We start from the raw sequence: 26,590 nt of genomic DNA, 5'->3' as shown, positions 1-26,590 counted from the left end.
AGCCCGAACAACTGTTCGGGCTTTTTTTTGGTTCCAGGCAAATACTGAGATAAATGTATTACTCGGCACCGCTCTTTTCTGCTTTACCTGCCAGTTGGGCCAGGAAGTCGTAGCGTTTTTGCAGATCGGCGGCGGCGTCTTTCCACAGTTGCTCAGCAACTTCTGGCTGTTGGGCATTCAGGCGGCGGAAGCGCTGCTCGTTAAGCAATGTTTCGGCCAGCGCGTCTGACGGTGGGCGAGAGTCCAGCGCCAGCGGCAATTTACCTTCATCTGCACGACGCGGATCAAAGCGGTACAGCGGCCAGAATCCGGTCGCCGTCAGCTGGCGCATCTGATCGTGGCTTAGCGCGAGATCGTAACCGTGCTCCTCACATGGGCTATAGGCGATAATCAGCGACGGACCAGGATAGGCTTCCGCTTCCTGAATCGCTTTCACCGTCTGGTTCAACTGTGCGCCCAGAGAGATCTGCGCGACATAAACATGCCCGTACATCATCATACTGACGCCAAGATCTTTACGCGCCTTGCGCTTGCCGTGTTCGCCAAATTTGGTGACAGCCCCGAGCGGTGTGGCTTTCGACGCTTGTCCACCCGTGTTGGAGTAACATTGAGTATCCAGCACCAGAATATTGACGTTCTCGGTCAGACTCAGGACGTGATCCAGACCGCCAAAACCAATATCGTAAGCCCAGCCGTCGCCGCCAATCAGCCAGATGGATTTCTCGACCAACGCGTCGGCATCGGTTAACAGCTGCTGTGCGCCTTCGACATCTTTCAGGTGCTGGCGCAGCGCGGCAACTTGTTCACGGCGTACTTCTGGCGTCGCTTCAGCGTGCAGGGCGTCATTCAGTTCAGCCGGAATGTTATCGGCAAACTGTTCCAATAAACGCATAACGCGCACACGGTGCTGATCTACCGTCAGACGGAAGCCCAGACCGAACTCGGCGTTATCCTCAAACAGTGAGTTTGCCCACGCGGGCCCACGACCGTTAGCGTCGGCGGTATACGGCGTTGAGGGCAGGTTACCGCCATAAATCGATGAACAGCCGGTCGCATTGGCGATCAGCATGCGGTCGCCGTACAGTTGCGTAAGCAGCTTGATATACGGCGTTTCACCACAGCCCGAGCAGGCGCCGGAATATTCAAACAGCGGCGTTATCAACTGTGAGGTACGAATATCAATGCGTTCCAGTTTAGTGCGGTCTATTTCCGGCAGATTGAGGAAGAAGTCATAGTTAACTTTTTCTTCTTCAACATGCTCAAGGCGCGACATCATATTGATGGCCTTGATCTCCGGGTTCTGCCTGTCTTTCGCCGGACACACTTCGACGCACAGATTACAACCGGTGCAATCCTCAGGCGCAACCTGCAGGACATATTTCTGACCGCGCATATCGCGTGATTTCACATCCAGAGAATGCAGGCTGGCAGGGGCGTTTTCCATTGCTTCTGGTGAAACCACTTTGGCGCGGATTGCCGAGTGCGGGCAAGCGGCAACGCAGTGGTTACACTGGGTACACAGCTCTTCCTTCCAGATGGGGATCTCTTCGGCGATATTGCGTTTTTCCCAACGCGTGGTGCCCATTGGCCAGGTGCCGTCTGGCGGCAGCGCGGATACGGGAAGAGCATCACCCAGACCGGCGAGCATTGCCGCGGTAACGGTTTTCACGAAATCCGGCGCGGCATCAGAAACCACCGGTGGGCGGTTAGCGCTGTGCGGGTCAACTGGCTGGAGTGCCACTTCGGCGACGGATTCACGCGCCAGAGCCAGCGCCTGCCAGTTACGTTCAACCAGATCCTGACCTTTACTGCTATAGCTTTTCGCAATAGCACCCTGCAATTCAACCAACGCGCTGTCGCCGGGTAAGATTTGCGTCAAATGGAAGAATGCCATTTGCATAACGGTGTTAATACGCGCTGCCAGACCGCATTCGCGAGCGATTTTGGCCGCATTAATCACGTAGAAACGGGCCTTCTTCTGATTCAGTACTGCCTGAACTTCCTGCGGCAAACGCGCCCAGACTTCATCCACGTTGTAAGGAGTATTAAGCAGGAAGATCCCGCCTGGTTTCAGGCGCTCGGCCATCTGATACTTATCGATAAATTGCAGTTGGTGACAGCCAACAAAATCGGCTTGTGAAACCAGATACGCTGATCGAATAGGCTGCTCGCTGACGCGCAGGTGAGAAACCGTCAGACCGCCTGCTTTTTTCGAGTCATACACGAAATAACCCTGCGCATACCACGGCGTCGAGTTACCGATAATCTTGATATTATTTTTGGTGGCCGACACGCTGCCGTCACTGCCCAGACCGTAGAACAGCGCTTCGAGCTTCGCGGTACCGGGCAGGGTGCTTTCCGGTAGCGGTAGTGACAGGTTGGTGACATCATCATAGATACCAACCGTAAAGCGAGGTTTCGGCTTCGCGCTACTCAGCTCAGTAAAGACCGCCATGACGCAGTCCGGGCCAAACTCTTTGGAAGAAAGGCCATAACGCCCGCCAATTACGCGCGGTAGGGTTTCCCGCTCGCCGCAGTTAAAGGCTTCCGCCAGCGCGGTCATTACATCCAGATACAGCGGTTCTGCCTGAGCACCCGGCTCTTTAGTGCGATCCAGAACGGCGATGCTGCGTACGGTTTCCGGCAGGGCGCGCAGTAAATGTTTGGCAGAGAATGGGCGGAACAGCCGAACTTTCAGGACGCCAACTTTCTCTCCACGAGCAAGTAACTCTTCGACGACTTCTTCGCAGGTACCAATTGCAGAACCCATCAAGATAATGACACGTTCCGCCTGTGGATGACCGTAATACTCAAAGGGTTGATACTGGCGGCCCGTCGCCGCGGCGAAGTCGTTCATCGCCTGTTCGACGTTTTCGTAAACCGCGTTGTACCAGGGGTTTGTCGCTTCACGCGACTGGAAGTAGGTATCCGGGTTCGCAGATGTCCCGCGAATAACGGGATGTTCAGGGTTCAGCGCGCGGGCACGATGCGCATCAATTTCAGCTTGCGGCATCAGGCTGAGGATCGTGTCATCGGCCAGCGGCACAATTTTATTGATTTCATGCGATGTGCGGAAACCATCAAAGAAATGAATAAACGGAACCCGACTTTTCAGAGTGGCCATTTGTGAAATGAGCGCAAAGTCCTGTGCTTCCTGCACGCTGCTGGCACACAGCATCGCGCACCCTGTCTGGCGCACTGCCATTACGTCGGAATGGTCACCGAAGATAGACAGCGCATGAGTAGCAATGGTACGCGCGGCAACGTGCAGCACAAATGGCGTCAACTGACCGGCCAGTTTGTACAGCGTTGGGATCATCAGCAACAGGCCCTGCGATGAGGTAAACGACGTAGAGAGCGCACCGGTCTGCAATGCACCGTGAACGGTCGCGATTGCGCCGCCTTCTGACTGCATTTCTACGACGCGAGGGGTATCTCCCCAGACGTTTTTAAGCCCGTTTCCGGCCCAGGCATCTGCCTGTTCAGCCATTGTCGAACTGGGCGTAATCGGGTAGATGGCGATAACTTCGCTGGTACGAAATGCGACTGAAGCAACCGCACCATTACCGTCAATTGTGATCATACTGACACCCTTACATTGCGCAAAAAGAGGGACCCGCGTAACCGCGGCGGATCCTGTAGTTATCTTTCTATTTTAGCAAAAGCGCTAAAGACAGATTTTCGCTTTTGTGTCCTGGGAATAATCAGAATGAATGGTTTGATCAAAGGAGTAGCCAAAAAATTGCCAGAAAATGTAAACAGCACGCATAAATGCGCATTTTGCCTCTCGACGGCAGTGTTTCCGCTGCCTATTATTTATGGCTGTGTCGTTTGGTTAATATTCAGAGGGGAGTAAGATGCGCGCAGCGTTTTGGGTAGGGTGTGCCGCGTTATTATTATCGGCGTGCAGCAGTGAACCTGTTCAGCAGGCAACAGCCGCTCATGTCGCACCGGGGATGAAGGCCGCAATGTCCAGTTCTGGAGAGGCAAATTGCGCCATGATTGGAGGTTCGCTCTCCGTGGCACGCCAACTGGATGGTTCTGCCATCGGCATGTGTGCATTACCTAACGGCAAACGCTGTAGTGAGCAGTCGCTTGCCGCCGGAAGCTGTGGGAATTATTGAGCCACTGCTTTTACTACATTAAATCTGCCAGTTTAAACGTCAACGTTTGTTCTGCCGTAGCCAGTGTTAACTGGTCAGCAGTCAGATCAACTTGTGCGCCTTGCTTAAACATCTCGCTGACGATGCCGTCGAGCGCGTTAAGCTGTGGATCGGCGCACATCATGCGCGTCATTGCCATGTCTTTCACTTTTAATTCACCGTCGGACAGCTTGCCCTGACCATGGAACTGATTACACATTTTTCCCGACACCGTCATATTTTCACCGAAACTTAATTCAGGTGGGTTATTGGCGACGGTTACCGGCTTGCCATTGACGCTCTGCAAAACGAAGCGGTGATGCTGCAACTGTTCGCGATTGACGGACACTTTTCCATTGCTCACACAGCCAGCCATCAGCATGCTGAGCGCAATCAACGTGACAACTTTCTTCATTCTATTTCTCTGGGTTTGTGACGGGAATACATTCAATATAATAATGATACTGAGTGTTTTATCATCGGTGATTGTCTGAAAATGCTCCCCTGAATCCAGGGGAGCACGGAAATCAGAAGAGGGCGTTTGGACAGGTTTCGCCTTTGGAGATTTGTGCCAGATTCTGTAGCGTAGTCTCAGAAATGCTGGTTAACGCTTCGGCGGTCAGGAACGCCTGATGCCCGGTAAACAGCACGTTATGACAGGCCGACAGGCGACGGAACACATCATCCTGAATCACGTCATTGGATTTATCTTCAAAGAACAAATCGCGTTCGTTTTCATACACGTCCATACCCAGAGAACCAATTTTCTGGTTTTTCAGCGCATCGATAGCGGCTTGCGAATCGATCAACGCCCCGCGGCTGGTGTTAATCACCATCACGCCGTTTTTCATTTGCTCAAAGGCTTCGTGATTGAGCAGATGATAATTCTCCGGTGTTAACGGGCAGTGCAGAGAGATGACATCGGACTCGGCAAATAGCGTTTTAAGATCGACATATTCAACACCTAACTCCAGCGCAGCAGCGCTTGGGTAGGGATCAAACGCCAGCAGGCGCATACCAAAACCTTTCAGGATCCGCAGGGCCGCAATACCGATTTTACCGGTACCGATCACCCCAGCCGTTTTGCCATACATGGTAAAGCCGGTCAGCCCTTCAAGAGAGAAGTTGGCATCACGGGTACGCTGATAAGCGCGGTGAATGCGGCGATTCAGCGTCATCATCATGCCAATCGCATGCTCAGCGACGGCTTCCGGTGAATAGGCTGGCACACGTACGACCTGCATACCCAGCTCTTTTGCAGCGTCGAGATCGACGTTGTTGAACCCGGCACAACGTAGCGCGATATATTTCACGCCATGCTTTTTCAGCTCTTCCAGAACAGGGCGGCTACCATCGTCGTTGACGAAAATGCACACGGCTTCGCAGCCATGGGCGGTTTTGGCTGTTTTTTCCGTCAACAGAAAGTCAAAGAATTCAAGTTCAAAACCAAAAGCCTCGTTAACCTGCTGCAGATACTTCTTGTCGTACTGTTTTGTACTATAGATGGCGAGTTTCATAAGACTTTCTCCAGTGATTTTGACGTCACATTAATCCAATTCAAATTATTTTACAAAATATAAAAAGTTATTGATAGTCATGGACGTAATGAATAATTCCAACGTATATCTGGTTAGTGTGGGCAGATTACGCGTTTTCAACAACTGGATAATTTTCATTCAGCTCATGCCGGTAAAGACAACGTGGTTAAAAAGCCAGCCGAATCACATCCTGACAGCTACGCTTATACAGGTAGCAAATATCGGGAGGAGTCATGTTAACTCACTCTGAAGCAAAACGATGGGCCACCTTAATGCTGAAGGCGGCATTATGCGATGGTATGAAACCTGATGAGATTTCCCGGCAGGTACATCTGGTCTGCGATCATCATGGTAGGGAGTGCCTCGAAGAACTCATTGAAGAAATTCTGATAGAAGCAGGTCGTATAGGACCTAAACATAGCGATGGACAACTGAGGCCCCATTGAGTCTGAATCTTAATATCCCCGACGGCACGTGTAACAGCGTGCCTATAAAACGGTTATCTATCCTTAATGTGGGCATATCCAGTTAAACATGCCACAATACGGGCCTAAACCGGCTTAAATTTTTGCTAAATCAGGATATTAACTACCCATGAAGGGTAAATATAAAGCCGTTCTGGCACTCCTCTTATTATTGATTCTCGTGCCGCTGACGCTAGTGATGACGCTTGGCCTGTGGGTGCCTACGTTGGTGGGTATCTGGTTACCCGTTGGAACACGCATCGCGCTGGACGAGAGCCCGCGGCTGACACGGCATGGGTTACATATACCTGAACTCCGCTATCTGGTTGAAGATTGTCCGCTAGCGCGTATTACTCAGGCGGATCTGTCTCACCCCAGCCGCTGGTTGCTGAATGTCGGGACCATCGAGCTGGACTCAGCTTGCCTGGCCAAATTGCCACAGACAGAGCCGTCGCCAGTAGCGCCCAAAACGCTGGCTGAATGGCAGTCAATGCTGCCTAATACCTGGATTAACATCGACAAACTTATTCTCTCTCCATGGCAGGAATGGCAGGGAAAACTGTCACTCTCGCTTACTCCCTCTACTCAACAGCTGCGTTACCAGGGGGAAAAAGTTAAATTCCAGGGGCGTTTGCACGGGCAAAACCTCACAGTAACTGAGCTGGATGTTGCGGCATTTGAAGGCCAGCCGCCGGTAAGACTGGTCGGTGAATTTACTATGCCACTGGTGCCCGATGGACTGCCGGTAAGCGGTCATGCGGTTGCGACGTTAAGTTTGCCGCAAGAACCTACGCTTGTGGACGCCGAACTGGAGTGGCAACAAAACAGCGGACAACTGATCGTCATGGCGCGGGATAATGCCGATCCGCTGCTTGACCTTCCGTGGGAAATAACACGCCAGCAACTGACCATCAGCGACGGACGCTGGAACTGGCCTTATCAGGGATTCCCGTTAAGTGGCCGGCTGGGCATGAAAGTTGAAAACTGGCAGGCAGGACTGGAAAACGCGGTGGTGAGTGGGCGTCTGAATGTTCTGACGCATGGCGACGCCGGTAAAGGAAATGCCGTATTAACGCTGGGGCCGGGTAAGCTTGGCATGGATAGTAGCGAGATGCCGCTACAGTTGACCGGTGAAGCGAAACAGGGCGATCTGATCTTCTACGCGAAATTACCCGCGAGACTCACCGGAAGTCTGAACGATCCACAATTGGCTTTCGAGCCAGGGGCGCTGCTGCGCTCACGTGGGCGGGTGATTGATTCGCTGGATATTGACGAGATTCGCTGGCCGCTGGCAGGGGTAAAAGTCACGCAACGCGGTGTGGATGGGCGTCTGCAGGCTATTTTACGTGCGCATGAAAACCAGATGGGGGGCTTTGAACTGCATCTGGATGGCCTGGCAAATGATTTTCTTCCTGATGCTGGTCGTTGGCAGTGGCGATATTGGGGTGAAGGCAGCTTTACGCCGATGCATGCCCGTTGGGACGTAGCGGGTAAGGGGGAATGGCATGACAATACCCTGAAGCTATTTGATCTTTCCACCGGATTTGATCATCTGCAATACGGCACGATGAAGGTGGAAAACCCACGTCTGGTGATGGACGAACCGATAGTCTGGGTGCGGGATGCAACCAAACCGACATTTAGCGGCGCGCTGTCGCTGGACGCAGGGAACACCACCTTCACCGGGGGAAGCGTGTTACCACCATCGACGCTGAAGTTCAGCGTCGATGGTAGCGATCCGACAATCTTCCAGTTCAAAGGCCAGCTTCACGCTGGGGCGATTGGGCCCGTACAGTTGAATGGTCGTTGGGACGGTATCCGCCTGCGCGGACAGGCCTGGTGGCCAAAACAATCGCTCACCGTATTCCAACCGCTGATCCCACCTGACTGGAAAATGAAGCTACGAGAAGGTGAGCTGTATGCGCAGGTCGCGTTTTCGGCAGCCCCGGAGCAGGGCTTTGAAGCGGGCGGTCATGGAGTGTTAAAAGGCGGTAGCGCCTGGATGCCCGATAACCAAATCAACGGTGTCGATTTTGTATTGCCTTTCCGGTTTAGTGAAGGTGCATGGCAACTGGGTACGCGTGGACCTATTTCATTGCGTATTGCGGAAGTGGTGAATCAGGTGACGGTGAAAAATATCGCCGCCGATCTGCAGGGGGCATACCCCTGGAGTGAAAACAACCCGTTACTGTTGAGCGATGTCAGCGCTGACCTGCTGGGGGGCAAAATCATCATGCAGCAACTGCGGATGCCGCAGCACGATCCGGCCTTATTGCGAGTGCAGAATATCTCTTCCAGCGAGCTTATCAGTGCGGTTAACCCCAAACAGTTCGCCATGTCTGGCCCGGTCAGTGGCGCGTTGCCATTATGGCTGGATAATGAAAAATGGATCATTAAAGACGGCTGGTTGACTAATCCAGGGCCGATGACGTTGCGTATTGATAAGGATACCGCTGATGCGGTCGTCAAAGATAACATGGCGGCGGGGGCGGCCATTAACTGGCTGCGTTATATGGAAATAAGCCATTCGTGGACGAAAATAAATCTGGATAACCTCGGTGTCTTAACCATGCAGTCAACCGTGACTGGCAATAGTCGGGTGGATGGCAAAGTAGGTACAGTTAATTTGAATTATACCCACGAGGAAAACGTCTTTACGCTATGGCGCAGCTTGCGTTTTGGCGACAATTTACAGGCATGGCTTGAACAAAATGCAGCGCTGCCGGAAACCCATTGCCCGGAAGGCAAAGAATGTGAGGAACAACAATGAAAACGATAGCTGCCATGCTGGGTCTGCTGGCTTCATCTCTGCTGGTAGGGTGCACTCCCAGAATCGAAGTGGCTGCGCCAAAAGAGCCCATCACTATTAATATGAACGTCAAAATCGAGCATGAGATCCATATCAAAGTTGATAAAGACGTCGAAAGCTTATTGAAATCGCGCAGCGATTTGTTCTGAGGTCATGATGAGAAAACAGTTTGCAGTGGCGCTGGTCGTTCTGAGTTTACTCAGTAGCAATGCGTGGGCATTGACCCTGAATGAAGCCAGAACTCAGGGTCGAGTAGGAGAAACGCTCAATGGCTATCTGGTTGCATTGCAAACCGATGCCGAAACGCAGGCACTGGTGAGTGAGATTAATAAAGCGCGCAACGCCAGCTATCAGCAAGTGGCAGAGAGCAATAATATTCCGCCAGATGAAGTAGCAAAAATGGCCGGGCAAAAGCTGGTTGCTCGCGCTAAACCGGGTGAGTACGTTCAGGGTATAAATGGTAAGTGGTTGCGGAAAGAATAAATCTCTTTGTACACAACCCCTGGTCACGACGCTGACTTATTCATCGACATCGCAATAGTTGCCACACGGCATAAAATGGATGCTGATATAGTCCAACACCGGTCGCGTTGTGGGGTGAAATCATGTGGCTTCTCAAGTGGTATGTCTGGAATCGTTGGGTATTCAAACTGTTAAGCCGGGATGTCGCGGAGCCTGAACAATTTTTGCTTCATTGCTGGGAAGAGAATCTGGCGAAATGCAGGGATTATGCAACCATCTGGCGTGATATTAATCGCATTCACGGCAAACAGATACGGGTACAGGTAAAGAAGTAAGTGCCGGAGAAACCCTCTCACCGGACGGTGAGAGGGGGAATTATCAGGCAGCAACTACGCTGTCGATAGCGGCTTTCGCGTCGGATTGTGCTTTAGACGCCACTTCCGGGCCGTAAGCAATACCTTCAGCAAAGACGACATTCACGTCGGTGATGCCGATAAAGCCCAGGAATACGTTCAGGTACGGCGTGATCAGGTCGGTTGGTGTATCTTTATGGATACCACCACGGCTGGTCAGCACCACAGCGCGTTTACCCGTCACCAGACCTTCCGGGCCTTTCTCGGTATAACGGAAAGTCACACCAGCGCGGGCAATCAGGTCAAAGTAGTTTTTCAACTGCGTAGGGATGTTGAAGTTGTACATCGGCGCGGCGATAACAATCACATCATGCGCTTTCAGCTCAGCAATCAGCTCATCGGACAGCGCCAGCGCTTCCTGCTGACGCGGCGTCAGCGGTGCATCGCTCGGGCGCATCGCACCCACCAGTTCGCCATCCAGTACCGGTACAGGGTTTGCAGCCAGGTCACGGACAGTGATTTCATCAGCAGAGTGCTTTTCACGCCACTGTTCAACAAAATAATCAGACAACTGACCAGACTGAGAGTACCCTGCCAGAATACTGGATTTAAGAACTAATACCTTGCTCATGGGTGTTTCCTTTTATGTGTTTGAAGGGGGAGAGCCCCGTTGCTTGTTGACACTTTATTCACAATCCTGTCGCAGTGATAGCGCAATATATCGAATCCTATGTTCGAAATTATTGAACAACACATGAAAAGCGCCGATGTGGTACTCTATACCTATCATCTAAAAGAGATTTAACCCGGCAGAGCACTGCCTTTTAACGCTATGACAGAACAACAAAAATTAACCTTCAACATGTTGCAGCAACAGCTGGATTCATTGATGCTGCGTGACAGACAGCGTTTTGCCCGCCGCCTGCACGGCGTGAAGAAGGTTAAAAATCCTGATGCACAACAGGCCATTTACCAGGAGATGGCGAAAGAGATTGAGCAGGCAGCCGGTAAAGTTGTGCTGCGTGAAGCGGCGCGTCCGGAAATCAGCTATCCGAAAAACCTGCCCGTCAGCCAGAAAAAACAGGATATTCTGGACGCAATTCGCGATCATCAGGTGGTGATTGTTGCTGGCGAGACCGGCTCGGGGAAAACCACCCAGTTACCCAAAATCTGTATGGAACTGGGGCGGGGGGTAAAAGGGCTGATCGGCCATACCCAACCGCGTCGTCTGGCGGCGCGCACCGTGGCGAACCGTATTGCGGAAGAGCTGCAGACCGAGCCGGGCGGCTGTATTGGTTATAAAGTTCGTTTCAGCGATCATGTCAGTGATAACACCATGGTCAAGCTGATGACGGACGGTATCCTGCTGGCGGAAATCCAGCAGGATCGACTGCTGATGCAGTACGACACCATCATCATCGATGAAGCGCATGAACGCAGTCTGAATATCGACTTTCTGCTCGGCTATCTGAAAGAACTTCTGCCGCGTCGCCCGGATCTAAAAATTATCATCACTTCGGCGACCATCGATCCTGAACGTTTTTCAAAGCATTTCAATAACGCGCCGATTATCGAAGTCTCCGGCCGAACGTATCCGGTGGAAGTGCGCTATCGCCCGATTGTTGAAGATGCAGATGACACCGAGCGTGACCAACTTCAGGCGATTTTTGATGCCGTAGATGAGTTAGGCCGTGAAAGTCAGGGCGACATTCTGATCTTCATGAGCGGCGAACGCGAAATCCGTGATACCGCCGATGCCCTGAATAAGCTGGATTTACGCCATACCGAAGTGTTGCCGCTGTATGCGCGTCTTTCAAACAGTGAGCAGAACCGTGTATTCCAGTCGCACAGTGGTCGCCGTATCGTGCTGGCGACCAACGTGGCAGAAACGTCGCTGACCGTTCCGGGAATCAAATACGTCATTGATCCAGGCACCGCGCGTATCAGTCGCTACAGTTACCGCACCAAAGTTCAGCGCTTGCCGATTGAACCGGTGTCGCAGGCTTCTGCCAACCAGCGTAAAGGCCGCTGTGGTCGTGTTTCGGAAGGGATCTGTATTCGTCTGTATTCCGAAGACGATTTCCTGTCGCGTCCGGAGTTTACCGACCCGGAGATCCTGCGTACCAACCTGGCATCCGTTATTTTGCAGATGACCGCGTTGGGGCTGGGCGATATCGCGGCGTTCCCGTTTGTTGAAGCGCCGGATAAGCGCAATATTCAGGACGGTGTACGCCTGCTCGAAGAGCTGGGGGCGATAACCACCGACGAACAGGCAACAGCTTACAAGTTAACGCCGTTGGGCCGTCAGCTGTCGCAACTGCCGGTGGATCCGCGTCTGGCGCGCATGGTGCTGGAAGCGCAAAAACATGGCTGCGTACGTGAGGCGATGATCATTACCTCGGCGCTGTCCATTCAGGATCCGCGCGAGCGTCCAATGGACAAGCAGCAGGCTTCCGACGAGAAGCACCGCCGTTTCCACGACAAAGAGTCTGATTTCCTCGCGTTTGTGAACCTGTGGAACTATCTCGGCGAGCAGCAAAAAGCGTTGTCGTCAAACCAGTTTCGTCGCCAGTGCAAAGTCGACTTTCTGAACTATCTGCGCGTGCGAGAGTGGCAGGATATCTACACACAACTGCGCCAGGTGGTGAAAGAGTTGGGTATTCCGGTTAACAGCGAACCTGCTGAATATCGGGAGATCCACGTCGCGTTGCTGACCGGTTTACTGTCTCATATCGGGATGAAAGATACCGATAAACAGGAGTTTACCGGGGCGCGTAACGCTCGCTTCTCGATCTTCCCGGGGTCAGGTTTATTCAAAAAACCGCCGAAGTGGACGATGGTAGCGGAGTTGGTGGAAACCAGCCGCTTGTGGGGACGCATTGCCGCGCGTATCGATCCTGAATGGGTGGAGCCGGTAGCCCAGCATCTGATCAAACGTTCATACAGTGAGCCGCACTGGGAACGCGCGCAGGGTGCTGTGATGGCGACAGAAAAAGTCACTGTCTACGGCTTACCGATTGTTGCGGCCCGTAAGGTGAATTACAGTCAGATCGATCCTGCGTTATCGCGTGAACTGTTCATTCGTCATGCGCTGGTGGAAGGTGACTGGCAAACGCGCCATGCGTTTTTCCGCGATAACCTGAAACTACGAGCGGAGGTGGAAGAGTTAGAGCACAAATCACGCCGCCGCGACATTCTCGTCGATGACGAAACGATGTTTGAGTTCTACGACCAACGTATCAGCCATGAGGTGGTTTCTGCTCGTCACTTTGATAGCTGGTGGAAAAAGGTCAGCCGTGAAACACCGGATCTGCTCAACTTTGAAAAGAGCATGCTCATCAAAGAGGGCGCGGAGAAAATCAGTAAGCTGGATTATCCGAACTTCTGGCATCAGGGTAACCTTAAGCTGCGCCTGAGCTACCAGTTCGAACCCGGAGCCGATGCGGACGGTGTGACCGTACATATTCCACTCCCGCTGCTCAACCAGATCGACGAGAGCGGTTTTGAATGGCAAATTCCGGGGCTGCGCCGTGAACTGGTGATCGCCCTGATTAAGTCGCTGCCGAAACCGGTCCGACGCAACTTTGTACCCGCACCGAACTATGCGGAAGCGTTTTTAGGCCGAGTGACGCCGCTGGAACTGCCGCTGCTGGACTCGCTGGAGCGTGAACTGCGCCGCATGACCGGCGTCACCGTTGACCGTGAAGACTGGCACTGGGATCAGGTGCCCGATCACCTAAAAATCACCTTCCGGGTGGTGGATGATAAGAACAAGAAGCTGCAGGAAGGGCGTTCGCTACAGGATTTGAAAGATGCGCTGAAGGGCAAAGTTCAGGAAACATTGTCTGCGGTGGCCGATGACGGTATCGAACAGAGTGGATTGCACATCTGGAGCTTCGGCCGGCTTCCGGAAAGTTACGAACAAAAACGCGGTAACTATAAGGTGAAAGCGTGGCCGGCGCTGGTCGATGAGCGTGACAGCGTTGCCATCAAACTGTTTGATAATCCGCTGGAACAACAGCAGGCGATGTGGTGCGGTTTACGCCGCCTATTGCTGCTGAATATTCCTTCGCCAATCAAATATTTGCACGAGAAGCTGCCCAATAAAGCCAAACTGGGACTGTACTTTAACCCGTACGGTAAAGTTCTGGATTTGATAGACGACTGTATCTCCTGCGGTGTGGATCAGTTAATTGACGCCAACGGTGGTCCGGTGTGGACCGAAGAAGGCTTTGCGGCGTTGCATGAAAAAGTGCGCGCCGAACTGAACGATACGGTGGTGGAGATTGCCAAACAGGTCGAACAGATCCTGACGGCGGTGTTTAATATCAACAAACGCCTGAAAGGTCGCGTGGATATGACCATGGCGCTGGGGCTTTCGGATATCAAAGCGCAAATGGGCGGGCTGGTCTACCGTGGATTCGTCACCGGCAACGGTTTCAAACGTCTGGGCGATACGCTGCGTTATTTGCAGGCGATTGAAAAACGGCTGGAGAAACTGGCCATCGATCCACACCGCGATCGCGCGCAGATGCTGAAAGTGGACAGCGTGCAGCAGTCCTGGCAGCAGTGGTTCAATAAACTGCCGCCCGCGCGCCGCGAAGATGACGATGTCAAAGAGATCCGCTGGATGATAGAAGAGCTGCGCGTCAGCTACTTTGCCCAGCAGCTTGGCACGCCGTATCCGATTTCGGATAAGCGTATCCTGCAGGCAATGGATCAGATTACGGGTTAACGCAGTGCTGGACCGTAGGCCGGATAAGGCGTAGTCGCCATCCGGCATCTGTATCCGGTAAAGCATAAATTCCAGGAGTCATGAACATGAGACAGTTTCCGCCACTTTCCGCTAGCACCCTTGCGGCGATTAACACCGTGGGGCAATGGCTGGCGCAAAATGATTTCGCTGAAAATATTACGGTGCAGACAGATTGCGTGATTCTGGCCGGGAACGCAGTGATCCCGACCATCGATGCAGCCTGTCGGATAGCGAAAGAGCAACAGGTTCCCTTGCTGATTAGCGGCGGTATCGGTCACTCAACGACCTTTCTGTATGCCGCCATCGCAGAGCATCCACGCTACCACACGATTCGTACCACTGGTCGCGCGGAAGCGGCGATCCTTGCCGATATCGCGCACCAGTTCTGGCACATTCCTGGTGAGAAGATTTGGGTAGAGGATCAGTCCACCAACTGTGGGGAGAACGCCCGGTTTAGCTGTGCGTTACTGCGTCAGGCGACCCAAACCATGGGGACCGTCATTGTGGTGCAAGACCCTACCATGCAGCGCCGCACCATGGCGACATTTGAACGCGTCACGCGTGACGACCCTCAGGCCCCACGCTGGATCAGTTTCCCCGGTTTTGTCCCCGAGTTGATTGAGCAGGGCGACGGCGTGGATTTTGCCCCGACCGCCGAAGGTCTGTGGTCGGTGGATCGTTACCTGTCTCTCATTACCGGTGAGCTTCCGCGCCTGCGTGATGATGCAACCGGCTACGGGCCTTGCGGCCGCGATTTTATCGCCCATGTTGATATTCCTCAGGACGTTGAGCAAGCCTGGCAGCAGCTAAAAAATGATACCGCGCTGACCGACTTACTTGAGAGCCGTTCTCTGTAATCCTTTCTGCCCGTTTGTCGTCGTTTTACGGCAAACGGGCAGAAAGCCCACCCGTTTTTTTCTCTTCATAATCACTTTGCCAGGCGCTTTTATGAAGCAGTTCACAGAACCGCCACTCCAGCGATAATGCGCCATGCATGATTGATATTAATTAACAATAGTTTTACTTGTTGAAAACAAATCAATCACAGGAGAGCCGCATGTCAGTACCCGTACAACATCCTATGTATATCGATGGGCAGTTTGTGACCTGGCACGATGACGCCTGGATTGATGTCGTCAATCCGGCCACGGAAGAGATTATCTCGCGTATTCCCGATGGGCGTGCCGAAGACGCACGTAAAGCGATCGATGCCGCGGATCGCGCTCAGCCGCAATGGGAAGCGTTGCCTGCCATTGAACGGGCAAACTGGTTACGCAAAATTTCTGCGGGTATCCGCCAGCGAGCCGATGAAATCAGCGCGTTGATTGTGGCGGAAGGTGGAAAAATTCGACAACTGGCTGACGTTGAGGTCGCGTTTACCGCCGACTATATCGATTACATGGCGGAGTGGGCGCGTCGCTATGAAGGTGAGATCCTGCAAAGCGATCGCCCGGGTGAGAATATCCTGCTGTTTAAGCGTGCACTGGGCGTGACGACGGGCATTCTGCCGTGGAACTTCCCGTTTTTCCTGATTGCCCGCAAACTGGCTCCCGCCTTGCTGACGGGGAATACCATAGTCATTAAGCCGAGTGAATTCACACCGAATAACGCCATCGCCTTTGCCAAAATTGTTGATGACATTGGTTTACCGCGCGGGGTCTTTAATCTGGTGCTGGGACGCGGTGAAACGGTCGGTCAGGAGCTGGCCGGAAACCCCAAGGTGGCGATGGTGAGTATGACCGGCAGCGTCGGCGCGGGCGAGAAAATTATGGCCGCAGCGGCCAAAAACATCACTAAAGTTTGTCTGGAGTTGGGTGGTAAAGCTCCGGCTATCGTGATGAACGATGCTGATCTTGAGCTGGCGGTGAAGGCCATTGTTGACTCGCGGGTGATCAATACCGGACAGGTATGCAACTGTGCTGAGCGCGTATACGTTCAGAAAGGTATCTATGACCAGTTCGTTAATCGTTTGGGTGAGGCGATGAAAGCCGTGCAGTTTGGCAATCCGGCCGAACGCAATGACATTGCGATGGGGCCGCTGATTAACGCCGCTGCGCTGGATCGTGTGGAGCAGAAAGTCGCACGAGCGGTGCAGGAAGGGGCCAGAGTGGTGCTGGGCGGTAAGGCTGTTATCGGCAAAGGTTATTACTACCCGCCGACGTTACTGTTAGACGTGCGCCAGGAGATGGCGATTATGCACGAGGAGACGTTTGGTCCGGTGCTGCCGGTGGTGGCGTTTGATACGCTGGAACAGGCGTTGACAATGGCCAATGACAGCGACTACGGTCTGACCTCATCGATCTATACGCAGAATCTGAATACGGCAATGAAGGCGATTAAGGGGCTGAAGTTTGGCGAAACCTATATTAATCGTGAAAACTTCGAGGCGATGCAGGGCTTCCACGCTGGCTGGCGTAAGTCCGGGATTGGCGGGGCTGATGGTAAACATGGCCTGAACGAATACCTGCAAACGCAAGTGGTGTATCTGCAGTCCTAAGTTTTTCGCCGGGTGAGTCTTTACGCCACCCGGCGCCATCTTCACACTTTAGTGGCTACCCAGTTCATCATCATTTCCGGCCAGATGGCCAGCGGTAACCCTTGCGCATCGCGAATACCAAATCCGTGCTTACCGCGTTCAAACAGATGCATTTCGACCGGAACGCCCTGCTCACGTAGCGCATTAAAGAAGACCAGGCTGTTTTCTACCTTCACCGCCGGATCGTCAATGGCGTGTAGCAGGAATGTCGGCGGCGTTGTGCTATCCACGCGTTCTTCCAGAGAATAGTGGCGCAGATCTTCCTTTTCGGGCTTAGCGCCAACCAGCTCAAGACGAGATCCCGGGTGACCGATGTCTTCGCGCAGAGTGACAACCGGGTACACCAGTGCCATAAACGCAGGGCGCGCAGGTTGCTCGTCTACGTTATCTATCGGCGTATAAACCGTTTCGGCAAACCGGGTTCCCAGACTGGCGGCCACGTGACCACCGGAAGAGAAGCCCAACACACCGATACGATCAGGGTTAATTTTCCATTCATGGGCGTTGGCGCGAATGTAGCGCATGGCGCGCTGGGCATCGGCCAGCGGCGCGTTTGCGCCTTCCTCATGGCCATCACCCGGCATACGGTAGGTCATCACAAACAGGGTATAACCGCGAGCGTTAAAGAACGGTGCCAGTACGCTGCCTTCTTTATCCATCACCACGCGACGATAAGAGCCGCCTGGCGTGACAAGGATCCCTATGCCGTTAGGTTTTGCGGGGGCATAAACGGTAATTTCCGGGGCGCGAATACCGGTGACCGCACGATCATACTGAGATGTTCCTGTATGTCGGGGTTCAGGCGTAAACACCGCATCGCTGTTTTTTGCTCCAGGGGCTTCACCCTGCGGCCAGAATGAGACGGTGGTGGCCTTAGCAACGGCTTGCTCCATCATGTTTTCTAACGTTTCACGACTCAGTGCTTCCATTACTATGCTCCCTCAGTGGCAAAGGTTAGCTATAGCACAGTCAGTGAATCGAAAACGGGGAGAGACTCACAACGTATTGAATTCGCGGGAAATGAAAGAGGGCGGAGGCGAGCCTCCGCCAGAACATTAGAGCTTGATAAACTTATCCAGCGTACGAATAAGTTGGGTGACAAAACCGTATTCGTTATCGTACCAGGCGACTGTTTTTACCAGTTGCAGATCGCCCACTTCGGTAATTTCGGTTTGTGTCGCATCAAATACCGAACCGAAATGCGAGCCAATGACATCTGACGAGACGATTTCCTCATCGGTATAACCAAATGACTCATTGTCTTGCGTGGCTTTTTTCAGCGCGTTGTTGACCTCTTCAGCAGTGACTTTTTTCCCCAATACCGATACCAGTTCCGTGACGGATCCTGTTTTCACCGGAACACGCTGGGCGTGGCCTTTTAATTTTCCGCTCAATGCCGGAATGACCAAACCAATGGCTTTGGCGGCTCCGGTGGTATGGGGAATGATATTCTCCGCTGCTGCCCGTGAGGCGCGCAGATCTTTCCCGCGAGGTCCATCAACCAGCGACTGCGTTCCCGTGTAGGCGTGGATGGTGGTCATGGTGCCAAGCTGAATACCGAAGCTGTCGTGCAGGGCTTTCGCCATCGGTGCGAGGCAGTTAGTGGTGCACGATGCGACCGAGATAATCCGATCGTTCGCATCCATTGTATCGTCGTTGACGTTAAAGACGATGGTTTTCATATCGCCAGCCGGGGCGGATATCAGCACTTTTTTGGCCCCTGCATCCAGGTGCGCGTTGGCTTTTTCTGTCGAGGTATAAAAACCGGTGCATTCGATGATTATCTCAGCGCCAGTCGTTTTCCACGGAATATTTTTGGCCTCTTTTTCTGCGTAAACCGCGATTTTTTTACCGTCGACAATCAGCGCGTCTTCGGTAAAGTCGATGCTCCAGGGGAACGGGCCGTAGTTTGAATCGTGCTTTAACAGATAGGCGAGAATTTTGGGCGAGGTGAGGTCATTAATGGCCACAACCTCCACGTTGCTTTTGACTTCCAGTAGTCGACGCAATACCAGACGACCGATACGACCAAAACCGTTAATGCCAATTTTACTCATGGTTTTCTCCTGTCAGGATGAGGCGGTACGACATATTTTCCCTACCAGGCTTAGTCCAGACAGGCATCCTCGGCAATAGCGGTTCTTGCGGTTAAGCGTAAGCGACTGAAAATGGGTGAACAAAAGTTAATGAATTTTTAACAAAAGCCCGTTATGTTGACGCATTATTGTTTTTATTCAGGAAGTGTTATGGGGAATAAGTATTCTGGCCTGCAAATCGGTATTCACTGGCTGGTCTTTTTGTTGGTTATTGTGGCGTACAGCGCCATGGAGTTTCGCGGATTTTTCCCGCGCAGCTATCGCCCCTTGTTCAACATGGTGCACGTCTCCTGCGGTATCACTATTTTAACGCTGATGGTGGCGCGTCTGCTGGTCAGGCTGAAATACCCGGCTCCGCCGATTGTGCCAAAACCGAAGCCGATGATGACCGGAATGGCGCATCTGGGGCATCTGGTTATCTATCTGTTGTTTATTGTCCTGCCGATTATTGGGCTGGTGATGATGTACAACCGGGGTAACCCGTGGATTGCATTCGGCATCGTTATGCCACATGCGCCAGAGGCCAACTTTGATTTAGTGGATATGCTGAAGTCCTGGCACGTAACGCTGGCAAACCTGGGTTATTTTGTTATTGCTCTGCATGCTGGTGCTGCCCTGATGCATCACTATTTCTGGAAGGACAATACGTTGTTGCGCATGATGCCGCGAAAACGCTCCTGAGGTAATGCCCCGCAAATGCGGGGCATTTTTTTAGCCGATTATTTTTCCAGACATCATAAAAGCTTATCGACAAGATGGTTAAACAACGCTCAATTCGCCACACTTGTCACTTGATCACTGTCTTCATTAAAACTACTGTATATAAATACAGTTATATGAGAGGCAGATTATTATGTTGTTTTTCCAGCCAGTTGAACACCGCGAAATCAAACACTTCCCGCTATTTAGCGATCTCGTGCCCTGCGGTTTTCCCTCTCCTGCGCAGGATTACGTTGAGAAACGTATCGATCTCAACGATCTGTTGGTGCAGCATCCCAGCGCAACCTATTTTGTTAAATCGTCTGGCGACTCCATGATGGGGGCAGGGATCGGTGCTGGCGACTTGCTGGTAGTCGACAGTGCCAGAAAAGCGGCCCACGGAGACATTGTGGTTGCTGCTATTGAAGGCGAATTCACCGTTAAACGCCTGCAATTGCATCCGGTGGTGATGTTGAAGCCAGAGAACAGCGCCTACGCGCCGATCATGATCGGCAGCGAGGACACGCTGGATATATTTGGCGTGGTGACATTCATCATTAAATCTGCGGGCTGATTATGTTTGCGCTGGTGGATGTTAACTCATTTTATGCCAGCTGTGAGTCGGCATTCCGGCCCGATCTGAAGGGCAAACCCGTTGTCGTTCTTTCAAATAACGATGGCTGTGTCATTGCCAGTAGCGCGGAGGCAAAAGCGCTTGGCGTTAATATGGGCGCACCATATTTCAAACAGAAAGATCTGTTCAGGCGCTATGGCGTGTTCTGTTTTAGTTCGAACTACGAATTGTATGCGGATATGAGCAGCAGGGTGATGTCGATTCTGGAGGAGCTGTCGCCGCGTGTGGAGATGTACAGTATTGATGAAGCCTTTTGCGATTTAACGGGCGTGCGAAACTGCCGGGATCTGACGGATTTTGGTCGGGAAATCAGAGCAACCATTTTACAAAAAACACGCCTCAAGGTTGGGGTCGGTATCGCCCAGACCAAAACCCTGGCCAAGCTGGCTAACCATGCGGCCAAAAAGTGGCAGGAACAGACTGGCGGGGTGGTGGATCTCTCGAATATTGAGCGCCAGCGTAAGCTGATGACTGCGCTCCCGGTTGATGAAGTCTGGGGTGTTGGACGCCGTATCAGTAAAAAACTTGACGCTATGGGCATTAAAACGGTCTGCGACCTGGCAGATACCGATATTCGCTTTATCCGCAAACATTTCAACGTTGTGCTTGAGCGCACTGTGCGGGAATTGCGCGGTGAACCTTGCCTGGAGCTGGAGGAGTTTGCGCCAGTTAAGCAGGAAATTATCTGCTCAAGATCGTTTGGTGAAAAACTCACGGATTACAACGCGATGCGAGAGGCAATTTGTACCTATGCTTCACGTGCTGCGGAAAAGCTGCGCAGAGAGCACCAGTTCTGCCGGTTTATCTCTACGTTTATCAAAACCAGCCCATTTTCCCTGAATGAACCGTATTACGGTAACAGCGCATCGATAAAACTGCTGACACCAACCCAGGATAGTCGGGAAATTATAAGGGCGGCCACATGTAGCCTGGACGCAATATGGCGAGAGGGGCTACGTTATCAAAAAGCAGGGGTCATGCTGGGCGATTTTTTTAGCTCAGGTGTTGCACAGTTGAATCTTTTTGATGACAACGCTCCACGGCATAACAGCGATAAGCTGATGGCCGTTCTGGATACGCTCAATGCTGAAAAGGGTAAAGGAACGCTCTATTTTGCCGGACAAGGTATACAACAACCGTGGGCGATGAAGCGAGATATGCTCTCACCGCGTTATACCACGAGATACAGTGATTTGCTGCGGGTTGGATAGGGTTTGTTCATTATTGAATGGAGGGCCTTTTATTCGCCTGATAATCAGGTCTTGCAGCGCCGCAGTATATCACTGGGCCATTGAGAGAATAAGGCCGCTGAATAACAGCGGCCTTATTGCTTTTATTTAGACTCTAATTCCGGTGCTTTTTCTTCATTAAGTTCAACCTCACGATACCAGCGAGGATGGTGTTTCTTCGCCCAGCGTCGACTCACTTTCCCTTCGATCATCCCTTTAATTGAACCTTTTACCCAAAACGCCATGTACATATGGATCAGAATGGCGTGGATCAGCACAATGGCTGCTGTCGCGTGGATTAACAAACTCCAACGAACAATGTTAATTGAGAAATAATGGGCAAAGTAGGGCCTCCAGATAATAACGCCGGTAATCAGTAATACCAGAATTAGACTCATGATGCTCCAGAACATCATTTTCTGCCCTGCGTTGTATTTCCCCACATCAGCGACTTTATGCTCATTGCCTTTAAGTACCTCAACGATCCCTTTAATCCAGGGAAGGTCCTGTTTATCGGGAATGTTGTGGTGTACAAAACGGACGAACATAAACATCAGCACGATGAAAATCATCACCCCGAAAAACGGATGTAGAATTCGCCCCATTTGCGGTGTACCGAAAGTTTCGGTGAGCCATTGCAACGTCGGGAAGAACAGCGCAATACCGGAAAGCGACACCAGGAAGAAGCTTATTACCACCGTCCAGTGACAAGCACGGTCGATGAATTTGGTGCGCAGAATCATTTTGCTTTTACTCATGACCGTTCTCCTCTTCATCATCATCCGTCTCTTTGTTTGGGCCGACTCCCACGTAGTGGTAAATCAGCCCGGCAAAGGTGGCGATAAATCCGGCGGCGGAGAGTGGTTTTAAAATCCCCTTCCAGAGGTTCACTGGTGCGGCGATTTTTGGCTCATCCGGCAGATTGTGGTACAGCGATGGTTGATCCGCGTGATGAAGTACATACATCACGTGGGTGCCGCCGACCCCTTGTGGGTTGTAGATGCCCGCATTGGCATAGCCGCGTTTTTTCAACTGCGCCACGCGAGTTTCCGCTACATTGAGCATCTCTTTTTTGGTGCCAAACTGGATAGCGCCGGTCGGACAAGTTTTCACGCAGGCCGGTTCCTGGCCCACGCTGACCCGGTCAACACACAGCGTACATTTGTAGACCCGGTTATCTTCGGGATTAAGTCGCGGAATATTGAACGGGCAGCCAGCAATGCAGTAGCCACAGCCAATACAGTGCTCGGACTGAAAGTCGACAATCCCGTTGGCATACTGAATGATTGCTCCAGCGGATGGACAGGCTTTCAAACAGCCGGGATCGGCGCAGTGCATGCAGCCGTCTTTGCGGATCAGCCATTCCAGCTTGTCGTTCTGGGTGGTTTCGCTAAAGCGCATCACCGTCCAGGACTTAGCGCTGAGATCGGTCGGGTTGTCGTAGACGCCGTTGCAGTAGCCCACTTCATCGCGAATATCGTTCCACTCTGAGCAGGCGACCTGACAGCCTTTACAGCCAATACAGGTAGTGACATCAATTAATTTTGCCACTTCTGCACGGTAATCCCGCGCCTGGGGCGGCGGCGTGATGCTGTTCGTCGCCGAGCGTTTAATAATATCTTGTGATTGCATAGCCATGAGTTCCCTTCCTTACGCTCGCTCGATGTTGACCAGAAACGCTTTATACTCCGGTGTTTGCGAGTTCGCGTCACCCACCGATGGCGTTAACGTATTGGCGAGGAACCCTTTGCGTGTGGCGCCTTCAAAGCCCCAGTGACAAGGGATACCGATAGTATCGACTTGCTTACCATCGATCGTCAGCGTTTGCAGACGTTTGGTGACCACCGCCTTCGCTTTGATAAAGCCGCGTTTCGACATCACTTTCACCGTATCACCTGCCGCAATGCCTTTTTTGCTCGCCAGCGCCTCACCGATTTCGATGAATTGATCGGGTTGAGCAATGGCGTTGAGCAGTGCATGTTTGGTCCAGTGGCGGAACAGTTCGGTAATGGAGTAAGTTGTGGCGACGTACGGGAAGGCATCCGCTTTACCCATATTGGCGATATCGTCATGGTAGATACGCGCAACCGGGCTGGATACAACATCCGGGTGCAGCGGGTTGGTACCAATAGGCGACTCAATGGGTTCGTAATGTTCCGGGAATGGCCCGTCGTTCATTTTGTCGATGGAGAACAGACGCGCTACGCCTTCCGGATTCATGATAAACGGACCAACGTTGCTGCCCGGTGCGGCCTGGCCGTAGTCGGCTACGTCCATACCGGCCCATTTTTTGCCATTCCAATGCAGCAGGGTTCGTTTGGGATCCCACGGTTTTCCTGATGGATCGGCCGAAGCGCGATTGTAGAGAATACGGCGGTTGGCAGGCCATGACCACGCCCAGCCCGGTGTGCAGCCCAGACCATACGGATCGCTGTTGTCGCGATTGGCCATCTGGTTGCCTTGTTCTGTCCAGCTTCCGCAGTAGACCCAGCAGAAACTGCTGGTCGAGCCGTCATCGCGCAACTGTGCAAAGCTGCTGAGCTGCTGGCCTTTTTTGGCTATAAGCTGGCCTTTGTCATCATAAAGGTCTTCAAGCGCCTGGCCATTTGCTTCACGCGCAATCTCTTCTGGGTGTGGGTCGTAGGGATCTTTATAATTCCAGGCAATATTCAACAAGGGTTGCGGATTCGCTCCACCTTCCTGTTGATACAACTCGCGCAGCCGCATAAACAGGCGACCAAGGATCTTCCCGTCATGTAAGGCTTCACCTGGTGGTTCTGCCGCAGCCCAGTGCCACTGCAACCAACGCCCTGAGTTAGCGATTGAACCATTTTCTTCAGCAAAGCAGGAAGAGGGCAGACGGAAAACTTCGGTCTGAATATCTGCCGGGTTTACATCGTTCATCTCGCCATGATTTTGCCAAAAATTGGACGACTCAGTGACCAGCGGATCGATAACCACCATATATTTCAGTTTTGAAAGCGCGCGAGTTGATTTGTTTTTATCTGGAAACGCCGCCAGCGGATTGAAGCCCTGAACGATGTAACCATTAATCTTCCCTTCGAGCATCAATTCAGCCTGGGTCATTACGTCATACAGGCGATCCCATTTAGGTAGCCAGTCGTAGCCCCAGTTATTTTCCACTGTTGCATTGTCGCCCCAGAAACTTTTCATCATGCTAACAAAGAACTTCGGCGTATTTTGCCAGTAATTGACCTCATTCACGCCTAGCGCAGGCGGCGTGATTTGCGAAATATAGGTCTGGTAGTCTGGCTGTTTTTCCGACGGCAGCGGCATATAGCCCGGCAGGTTCGTCGACAACAAGCCAAGATCGGTATAGCCCTGAATATTGGAGTGGCCACGTAAGGCGTTAACGCCACCGCCCGCCATGCCTATATTGCCCAGTAGCAACTGGAGCATAGCGGCGGCGCGGATAATCTGTGCCCCGGCGGAGTGGTGTGTCCAACCCAACGCATACAGAATAGTAGCGGTGCGGTCAGGCACGCTGGTGCTGGCGAGAATTTCGCAGATACGATTGAAATCTGCCACTGAGGTCCCACACAACCGGTTAACCATTTCTGGCGTATAGCGGTCGACGTGGGCTTTCAGCAAATTCCACACGCAGCGTGGATGAGACAATGTTTCATCACGCAGGGCATTACCCTGTTCGTCAAGCTGATAGAACCAGCTCGATTTATCGTACTGGCGCTTTTTATCGTCATAGCCACTGAACAAGCCGTCGTCGAACTGATAGTCATCACGGATAATCAGGCTGGCGTTGGTGTAATGGCGCACATAGTCGTGCTGCACCTGGTTGTTTTCGAGCAGATAACGGATTACACCGAGCAGGAATGCGGTGTCGGAACCCGCGCGTATTGGCGCATACAGATCGGCGACGGCGGCACTACGGTTAAAACGCGGGTCGACTACCACCACGGTGGCGTCGTTTTTAGTTTGCGCTTCGACTACCCATTTAAAGCCTACCGGATGTGCCTCAGCGGCATTACCGCCCATAATAAGCACTACGTTGGCATTTTTAATATCGACCCAGTTGTTGGTCATCGCACCACGTCCAAACGTTGGTGCAAGAGCAGCAACGGTGGGGCCATGACATAACCGTGCTTGACAGTCGATAGCGACCATACCTAGTCCGCGAGCAAATTTACCGTCGAGGATCCCGGTTTCATTACTTGCCGCTGAGGAGCATAGCATGCCCGTGGTGGACCATCGGTTGACGGTAACGCCCTGGGCATTTTTCTCAATAAAGTTGGCATCGCGGTCATCTTTCATAAGTCGGGCAATACGATTAATCGCATCATCCCAGCTAATACGCTGCCATTTATCCGAACCCGGTGCGCGATATTCGGGATACTGCAGACGGGTTTCACTATGAATATAATCCAGCACGCCAGCGCCTTTAGGGCACAACGATCCACGGCTCACCGGATGATCCGGATCGCCCTCAATATGGTAGATACTTTCTTTGACGTTTTTGGCTGTATCGCCAAGGCTGTACATCAGCATGCCGCAGCCTACTGAGCAGTACGTACAGTTATTACGTGTCTCTTTTGCTTTTAAGAGTTTGTATTGACGGGTTTCCGCGTGAACGGAAAAAGATGATAAGAATCCGAGAGATGCAACAGTTGTTCCTGCCATACCGCCCGCGCAGATTCGAAAGAACTGCCTCCGGCTGAGCTCCATTTTTTTCTCCAGCTTAAACTTAAGACATGAAAAAGTATGGTTATTGTAAGGTTAAATTGTTTTATAAACCATTAACTTTTAGTGGTTATTGACGTGGGAGCATATTAATGCTGTAAGCCTGGGGTATGGATTGGTAAAAATTGATCATGTCAGGTTGGTTGCCGATACGTA

General features: G+C 52.2%; 20 protein-coding genes. 11 read left to right on the top strand and 9 right to left on the bottom strand.

From position 1 onward, the window contains the following. Positions 1-58: 58 nt before the first annotated feature. Positions 59-3,583, bottom strand: a complete 3,525-nt coding sequence (gene nifJ / locus E6P06_RS15800) for a pyruvate:ferredoxin (flavodoxin) oxidoreductase (protein WP_139935443.1) — start codon at positions 3,581-3,583, stop codon at positions 59-61. Between the two features lie 274 nt (positions 3,584-3,857). Here nifJ and E6P06_RS15795 point away from each other — a divergent pair, with 274 nt between their 5' ends. Continuing rightward, positions 3,858-4,124: a DUF333 domain-containing protein gene (locus E6P06_RS15795; protein WP_003020360.1), complete on the top strand. Its 267-nt coding sequence runs from the start codon at positions 3,858-3,860 to the stop codon at positions 4,122-4,124. 13 nt (positions 4,125-4,137) lie between these two features. On the opposite strand, the gene hslJ is transcribed toward E6P06_RS15795, so the two are convergent. Then, positions 4,138-4,557 (bottom strand): heat shock protein HslJ, encoded by a 420-nt coding sequence (hslJ, locus tag E6P06_RS15790; RefSeq protein WP_003840829.1) that lies wholly within the window; start codon positions 4,555-4,557, stop codon positions 4,138-4,140. 112 nt (positions 4,558-4,669) lie between these two features. Further along, positions 4,670-5,659, bottom strand: a complete 990-nt coding sequence (locus E6P06_RS15785) for a 2-hydroxyacid dehydrogenase (protein ID WP_003020354.1) — start codon at positions 5,657-5,659, stop codon at positions 4,670-4,672. 615 nt (positions 5,660-6,274) lie between these two features. Here E6P06_RS15785 and E6P06_RS15775 point away from each other — a divergent pair. The 4 genes from E6P06_RS15775 to E6P06_RS15760 all read left to right on the top strand — a co-directional run bounded on the left by E6P06_RS15775 (position 6,275) and on the right by E6P06_RS15760 (position 9,750). After that, positions 6,275-8,914: a YdbH family protein gene (locus E6P06_RS15775; protein WP_003840832.1), complete on the top strand. Its 2,640-nt coding sequence runs from the start codon at positions 6,275-6,277 to the stop codon at positions 8,912-8,914. Further along, positions 8,911-9,102, top strand: coding sequence for a YnbE family lipoprotein (locus E6P06_RS15770; protein ID WP_003020350.1), 192 nt, complete (start codon positions 8,911-8,913; stop codon positions 9,100-9,102). The genes E6P06_RS15775 and E6P06_RS15770 overlap by 4 nt, the downstream gene beginning before the upstream one ends. A gap of 7 nt (positions 9,103-9,109) precedes the next feature. Next, on the top strand, positions 9,110-9,436 hold the full coding sequence (locus E6P06_RS15765; RefSeq protein WP_003843764.1) for a YdbL family protein: 327 nt from the start codon (positions 9,110-9,112) through the stop codon (positions 9,434-9,436). Between the two features lie 122 nt (positions 9,437-9,558). Then, positions 9,559-9,750, top strand: coding sequence for a hypothetical protein (locus tag E6P06_RS15760; protein WP_003020344.1), 192 nt, complete (start codon positions 9,559-9,561; stop codon positions 9,748-9,750). A gap of 43 nt (positions 9,751-9,793) precedes the next feature. Here E6P06_RS15760 and azoR read toward each other — a convergent pair whose 3' ends face one another. Beyond that, positions 9,794-10,399, bottom strand: coding sequence for an FMN-dependent NADH-azoreductase (azoR, locus tag E6P06_RS15755; RefSeq protein WP_003843763.1), 606 nt, complete (start codon positions 10,397-10,399; stop codon positions 9,794-9,796). A gap of 201 nt (positions 10,400-10,600) precedes the next feature. On the opposite strand from azoR, the gene hrpA reads away from it, so the two are divergent. The 3 genes from hrpA (at position 10,601) to aldA (ending at position 17,021) form a co-directional block, all read left to right on the top strand. Next, positions 10,601-14,503, top strand: coding sequence for an ATP-dependent RNA helicase HrpA (gene hrpA / locus E6P06_RS15750; RefSeq protein WP_139935442.1), 3,903 nt, complete (start codon positions 10,601-10,603; stop codon positions 14,501-14,503). A gap of 80 nt (positions 14,504-14,583) precedes the next feature. Beyond that, entirely contained in the window at positions 14,584-15,381 is a 798-nt protein-coding gene (locus E6P06_RS15745; RefSeq protein WP_171820670.1) for a YdcF family protein, read from the top strand. 200 nt (positions 15,382-15,581) lie between these two features. After that, entirely contained in the window at positions 15,582-17,021 is a 1,440-nt protein-coding gene (gene aldA / locus E6P06_RS15740; RefSeq protein WP_032949368.1) for an aldehyde dehydrogenase, read from the top strand. A gap of 41 nt (positions 17,022-17,062) precedes the next feature. Here the strand turns inward: aldA and E6P06_RS15735 are convergent, their stop codons facing one another. Next, positions 17,063-17,989, bottom strand: a complete 927-nt coding sequence (locus tag E6P06_RS15735; RefSeq protein WP_003840844.1) for an alpha/beta hydrolase — start codon at positions 17,987-17,989, stop codon at positions 17,063-17,065. A 126-nt stretch (positions 17,990-18,115) separates the two neighbouring features. Next, the gene (gene gap / locus E6P06_RS15730) at positions 18,116-19,117 is read right to left on the bottom strand and encodes a type I glyceraldehyde-3-phosphate dehydrogenase (RefSeq protein ID WP_003020325.1); all 1,002 of its coding nucleotides are present in this window, start codon (positions 19,115-19,117) and stop codon (positions 18,116-18,118) included. 189 nt (positions 19,118-19,306) lie between these two features. Between gap and cybB the strand changes: the two genes are divergently transcribed. From cybB to E6P06_RS15715, 3 genes are all read left to right on the top strand, one after another. Next, positions 19,307-19,837, top strand: a complete 531-nt coding sequence (gene cybB / locus E6P06_RS15725; protein WP_044700084.1) for a cytochrome b561 — start codon at positions 19,307-19,309, stop codon at positions 19,835-19,837. A gap of 172 nt (positions 19,838-20,009) precedes the next feature. Continuing rightward, a complete protein-coding gene (locus E6P06_RS15720) occupies positions 20,010-20,429 on the top strand; it encodes a translesion error-prone DNA polymerase V autoproteolytic subunit (protein WP_003020321.1) in 420 nt (139 codons plus the stop codon). A gap of 2 nt (positions 20,430-20,431) precedes the next feature. Continuing rightward, on the top strand, positions 20,432-21,700 hold the full coding sequence (locus E6P06_RS15715) for a Y-family DNA polymerase (RefSeq protein ID WP_003843755.1): 1,269 nt from the start codon (positions 20,432-20,434) through the stop codon (positions 21,698-21,700). 122 nt (positions 21,701-21,822) lie between these two features. Here the strand turns inward: E6P06_RS15715 and fdnI are convergent, their stop codons facing one another. From fdnI to fdnG, 3 genes are read right to left on the bottom strand one after another with little or no spacing between them, the layout of a single operon-like run. Next, on the bottom strand, positions 21,823-22,476 hold the full coding sequence (gene fdnI, locus E6P06_RS15710; RefSeq protein WP_003843753.1) for a formate dehydrogenase-N subunit gamma: 654 nt from the start codon (positions 22,474-22,476) through the stop codon (positions 21,823-21,825). After that, a complete protein-coding gene (gene fdxH, locus E6P06_RS15705; protein ID WP_003020306.1) occupies positions 22,469-23,356 on the bottom strand; it encodes a formate dehydrogenase subunit beta in 888 nt (295 codons plus the stop codon). Before fdxH ends, fdnI begins: the two co-directional genes overlap by 8 nt. A gap of 12 nt (positions 23,357-23,368) precedes the next feature. Further along, positions 23,369-26,419 (bottom strand): formate dehydrogenase-N subunit alpha, encoded by a 3,051-nt coding sequence (fdnG, locus tag E6P06_RS15700; protein ID WP_016150294.1) that lies wholly within the window; start codon positions 26,417-26,419, stop codon positions 23,369-23,371. Between the last annotated feature and the right edge of the window lie 171 nt (positions 26,420-26,590).

It is taken from the genome of Citrobacter sp. CF971 (assembly GCF_006385635.1).
In the GTDB taxonomy this organism is placed as follows: Bacteria; Pseudomonadota; Gammaproteobacteria; order Enterobacterales; family Enterobacteriaceae; genus Citrobacter; species Citrobacter freundii.
The sequence above is the reverse complement of the archived record's forward strand: the minus strand, read 5'-3'. Positions and strand labels throughout refer to the sequence as shown.

Bases quoted from the DNA above. Each gene is read 5' to 3' on its own strand.
- E6P06_RS15715 (WP_003843755.1), top strand. From the start codon at position 20,432: ATGTTTGCGCTGGTGGATGTTAACTCATTTTATGCCAGCTGTGAGTCG.
- hrpA (WP_139935442.1), top strand. From the start codon at position 10,601: ATGACAGAACAACAAAAATTAACCTTCAACATGTTGCAGCAACAGCTG.
- cybB (WP_044700084.1), top strand. From the start codon at position 19,307: ATGGGGAATAAGTATTCTGGCCTGCAAATCGGTATTCACTGGCTGGTC.
- hslJ (WP_003840829.1), bottom strand. From the start codon at position 4,557: ATGAAGAAAGTTGTCACGTTGATTGCGCTCAGCATGCTGATGGCTGGC.
- E6P06_RS15775 (WP_003840832.1), top strand. From the start codon at position 6,275: ATGAAGGGTAAATATAAAGCCGTTCTGGCACTCCTCTTATTATTGATT.
- E6P06_RS15770 (WP_003020350.1), top strand. From the start codon at position 8,911: ATGAAAACGATAGCTGCCATGCTGGGTCTGCTGGCTTCATCTCTGCTG.
- fdnI (WP_003843753.1), bottom strand. From the start codon at position 22,476: ATGAGTAAAAGCAAAATGATTCTGCGCACCAAATTCATCGACCGTGCT.
- E6P06_RS15765 (WP_003843764.1), top strand. From the start codon at position 9,110: ATGAGAAAACAGTTTGCAGTGGCGCTGGTCGTTCTGAGTTTACTCAGT.
- E6P06_RS15760 (WP_003020344.1), top strand. From the start codon at position 9,559: ATGTGGCTTCTCAAGTGGTATGTCTGGAATCGTTGGGTATTCAAACTG.
- E6P06_RS15720 (WP_003020321.1), top strand. From the start codon at position 20,010: ATGTTGTTTTTCCAGCCAGTTGAACACCGCGAAATCAAACACTTCCCG.
- gap (WP_003020325.1), bottom strand. From the start codon at position 19,117: ATGAGTAAAATTGGCATTAACGGTTTTGGTCGTATCGGTCGTCTGGTA.
- aldA (WP_032949368.1), top strand. From the start codon at position 15,582: ATGTCAGTACCCGTACAACATCCTATGTATATCGATGGGCAGTTTGTG.
- fdnG (WP_016150294.1), bottom strand. From the start codon at position 26,419: ATGGAGCTCAGCCGGAGGCAGTTCTTTCGAATCTGCGCGGGCGGTATG.
- E6P06_RS15735 (WP_003840844.1), bottom strand. From the start codon at position 17,989: ATGGAAGCACTGAGTCGTGAAACGTTAGAAAACATGATGGAGCAAGCC.
- fdxH (WP_003020306.1), bottom strand. From the start codon at position 23,356: ATGGCTATGCAATCACAAGATATTATTAAACGCTCGGCGACGAACAGC.
- E6P06_RS15795 (WP_003020360.1), top strand. From the start codon at position 3,858: ATGCGCGCAGCGTTTTGGGTAGGGTGTGCCGCGTTATTATTATCGGCG.
- azoR (WP_003843763.1), bottom strand. From the start codon at position 10,399: ATGAGCAAGGTATTAGTTCTTAAATCCAGTATTCTGGCAGGGTACTCT.
- nifJ (WP_139935443.1), bottom strand. From the start codon at position 3,583: ATGATCACAATTGACGGTAATGGTGCGGTTGCTTCAGTCGCATTTCGT.
- E6P06_RS15785 (WP_003020354.1), bottom strand. From the start codon at position 5,659: ATGAAACTCGCCATCTATAGTACAAAACAGTACGACAAGAAGTATCTG.
- E6P06_RS15745 (WP_171820670.1), top strand. From the start codon at position 14,584: ATGAACATGAGACAGTTTCCGCCACTTTCCGCTAGCACCCTTGCGGCG.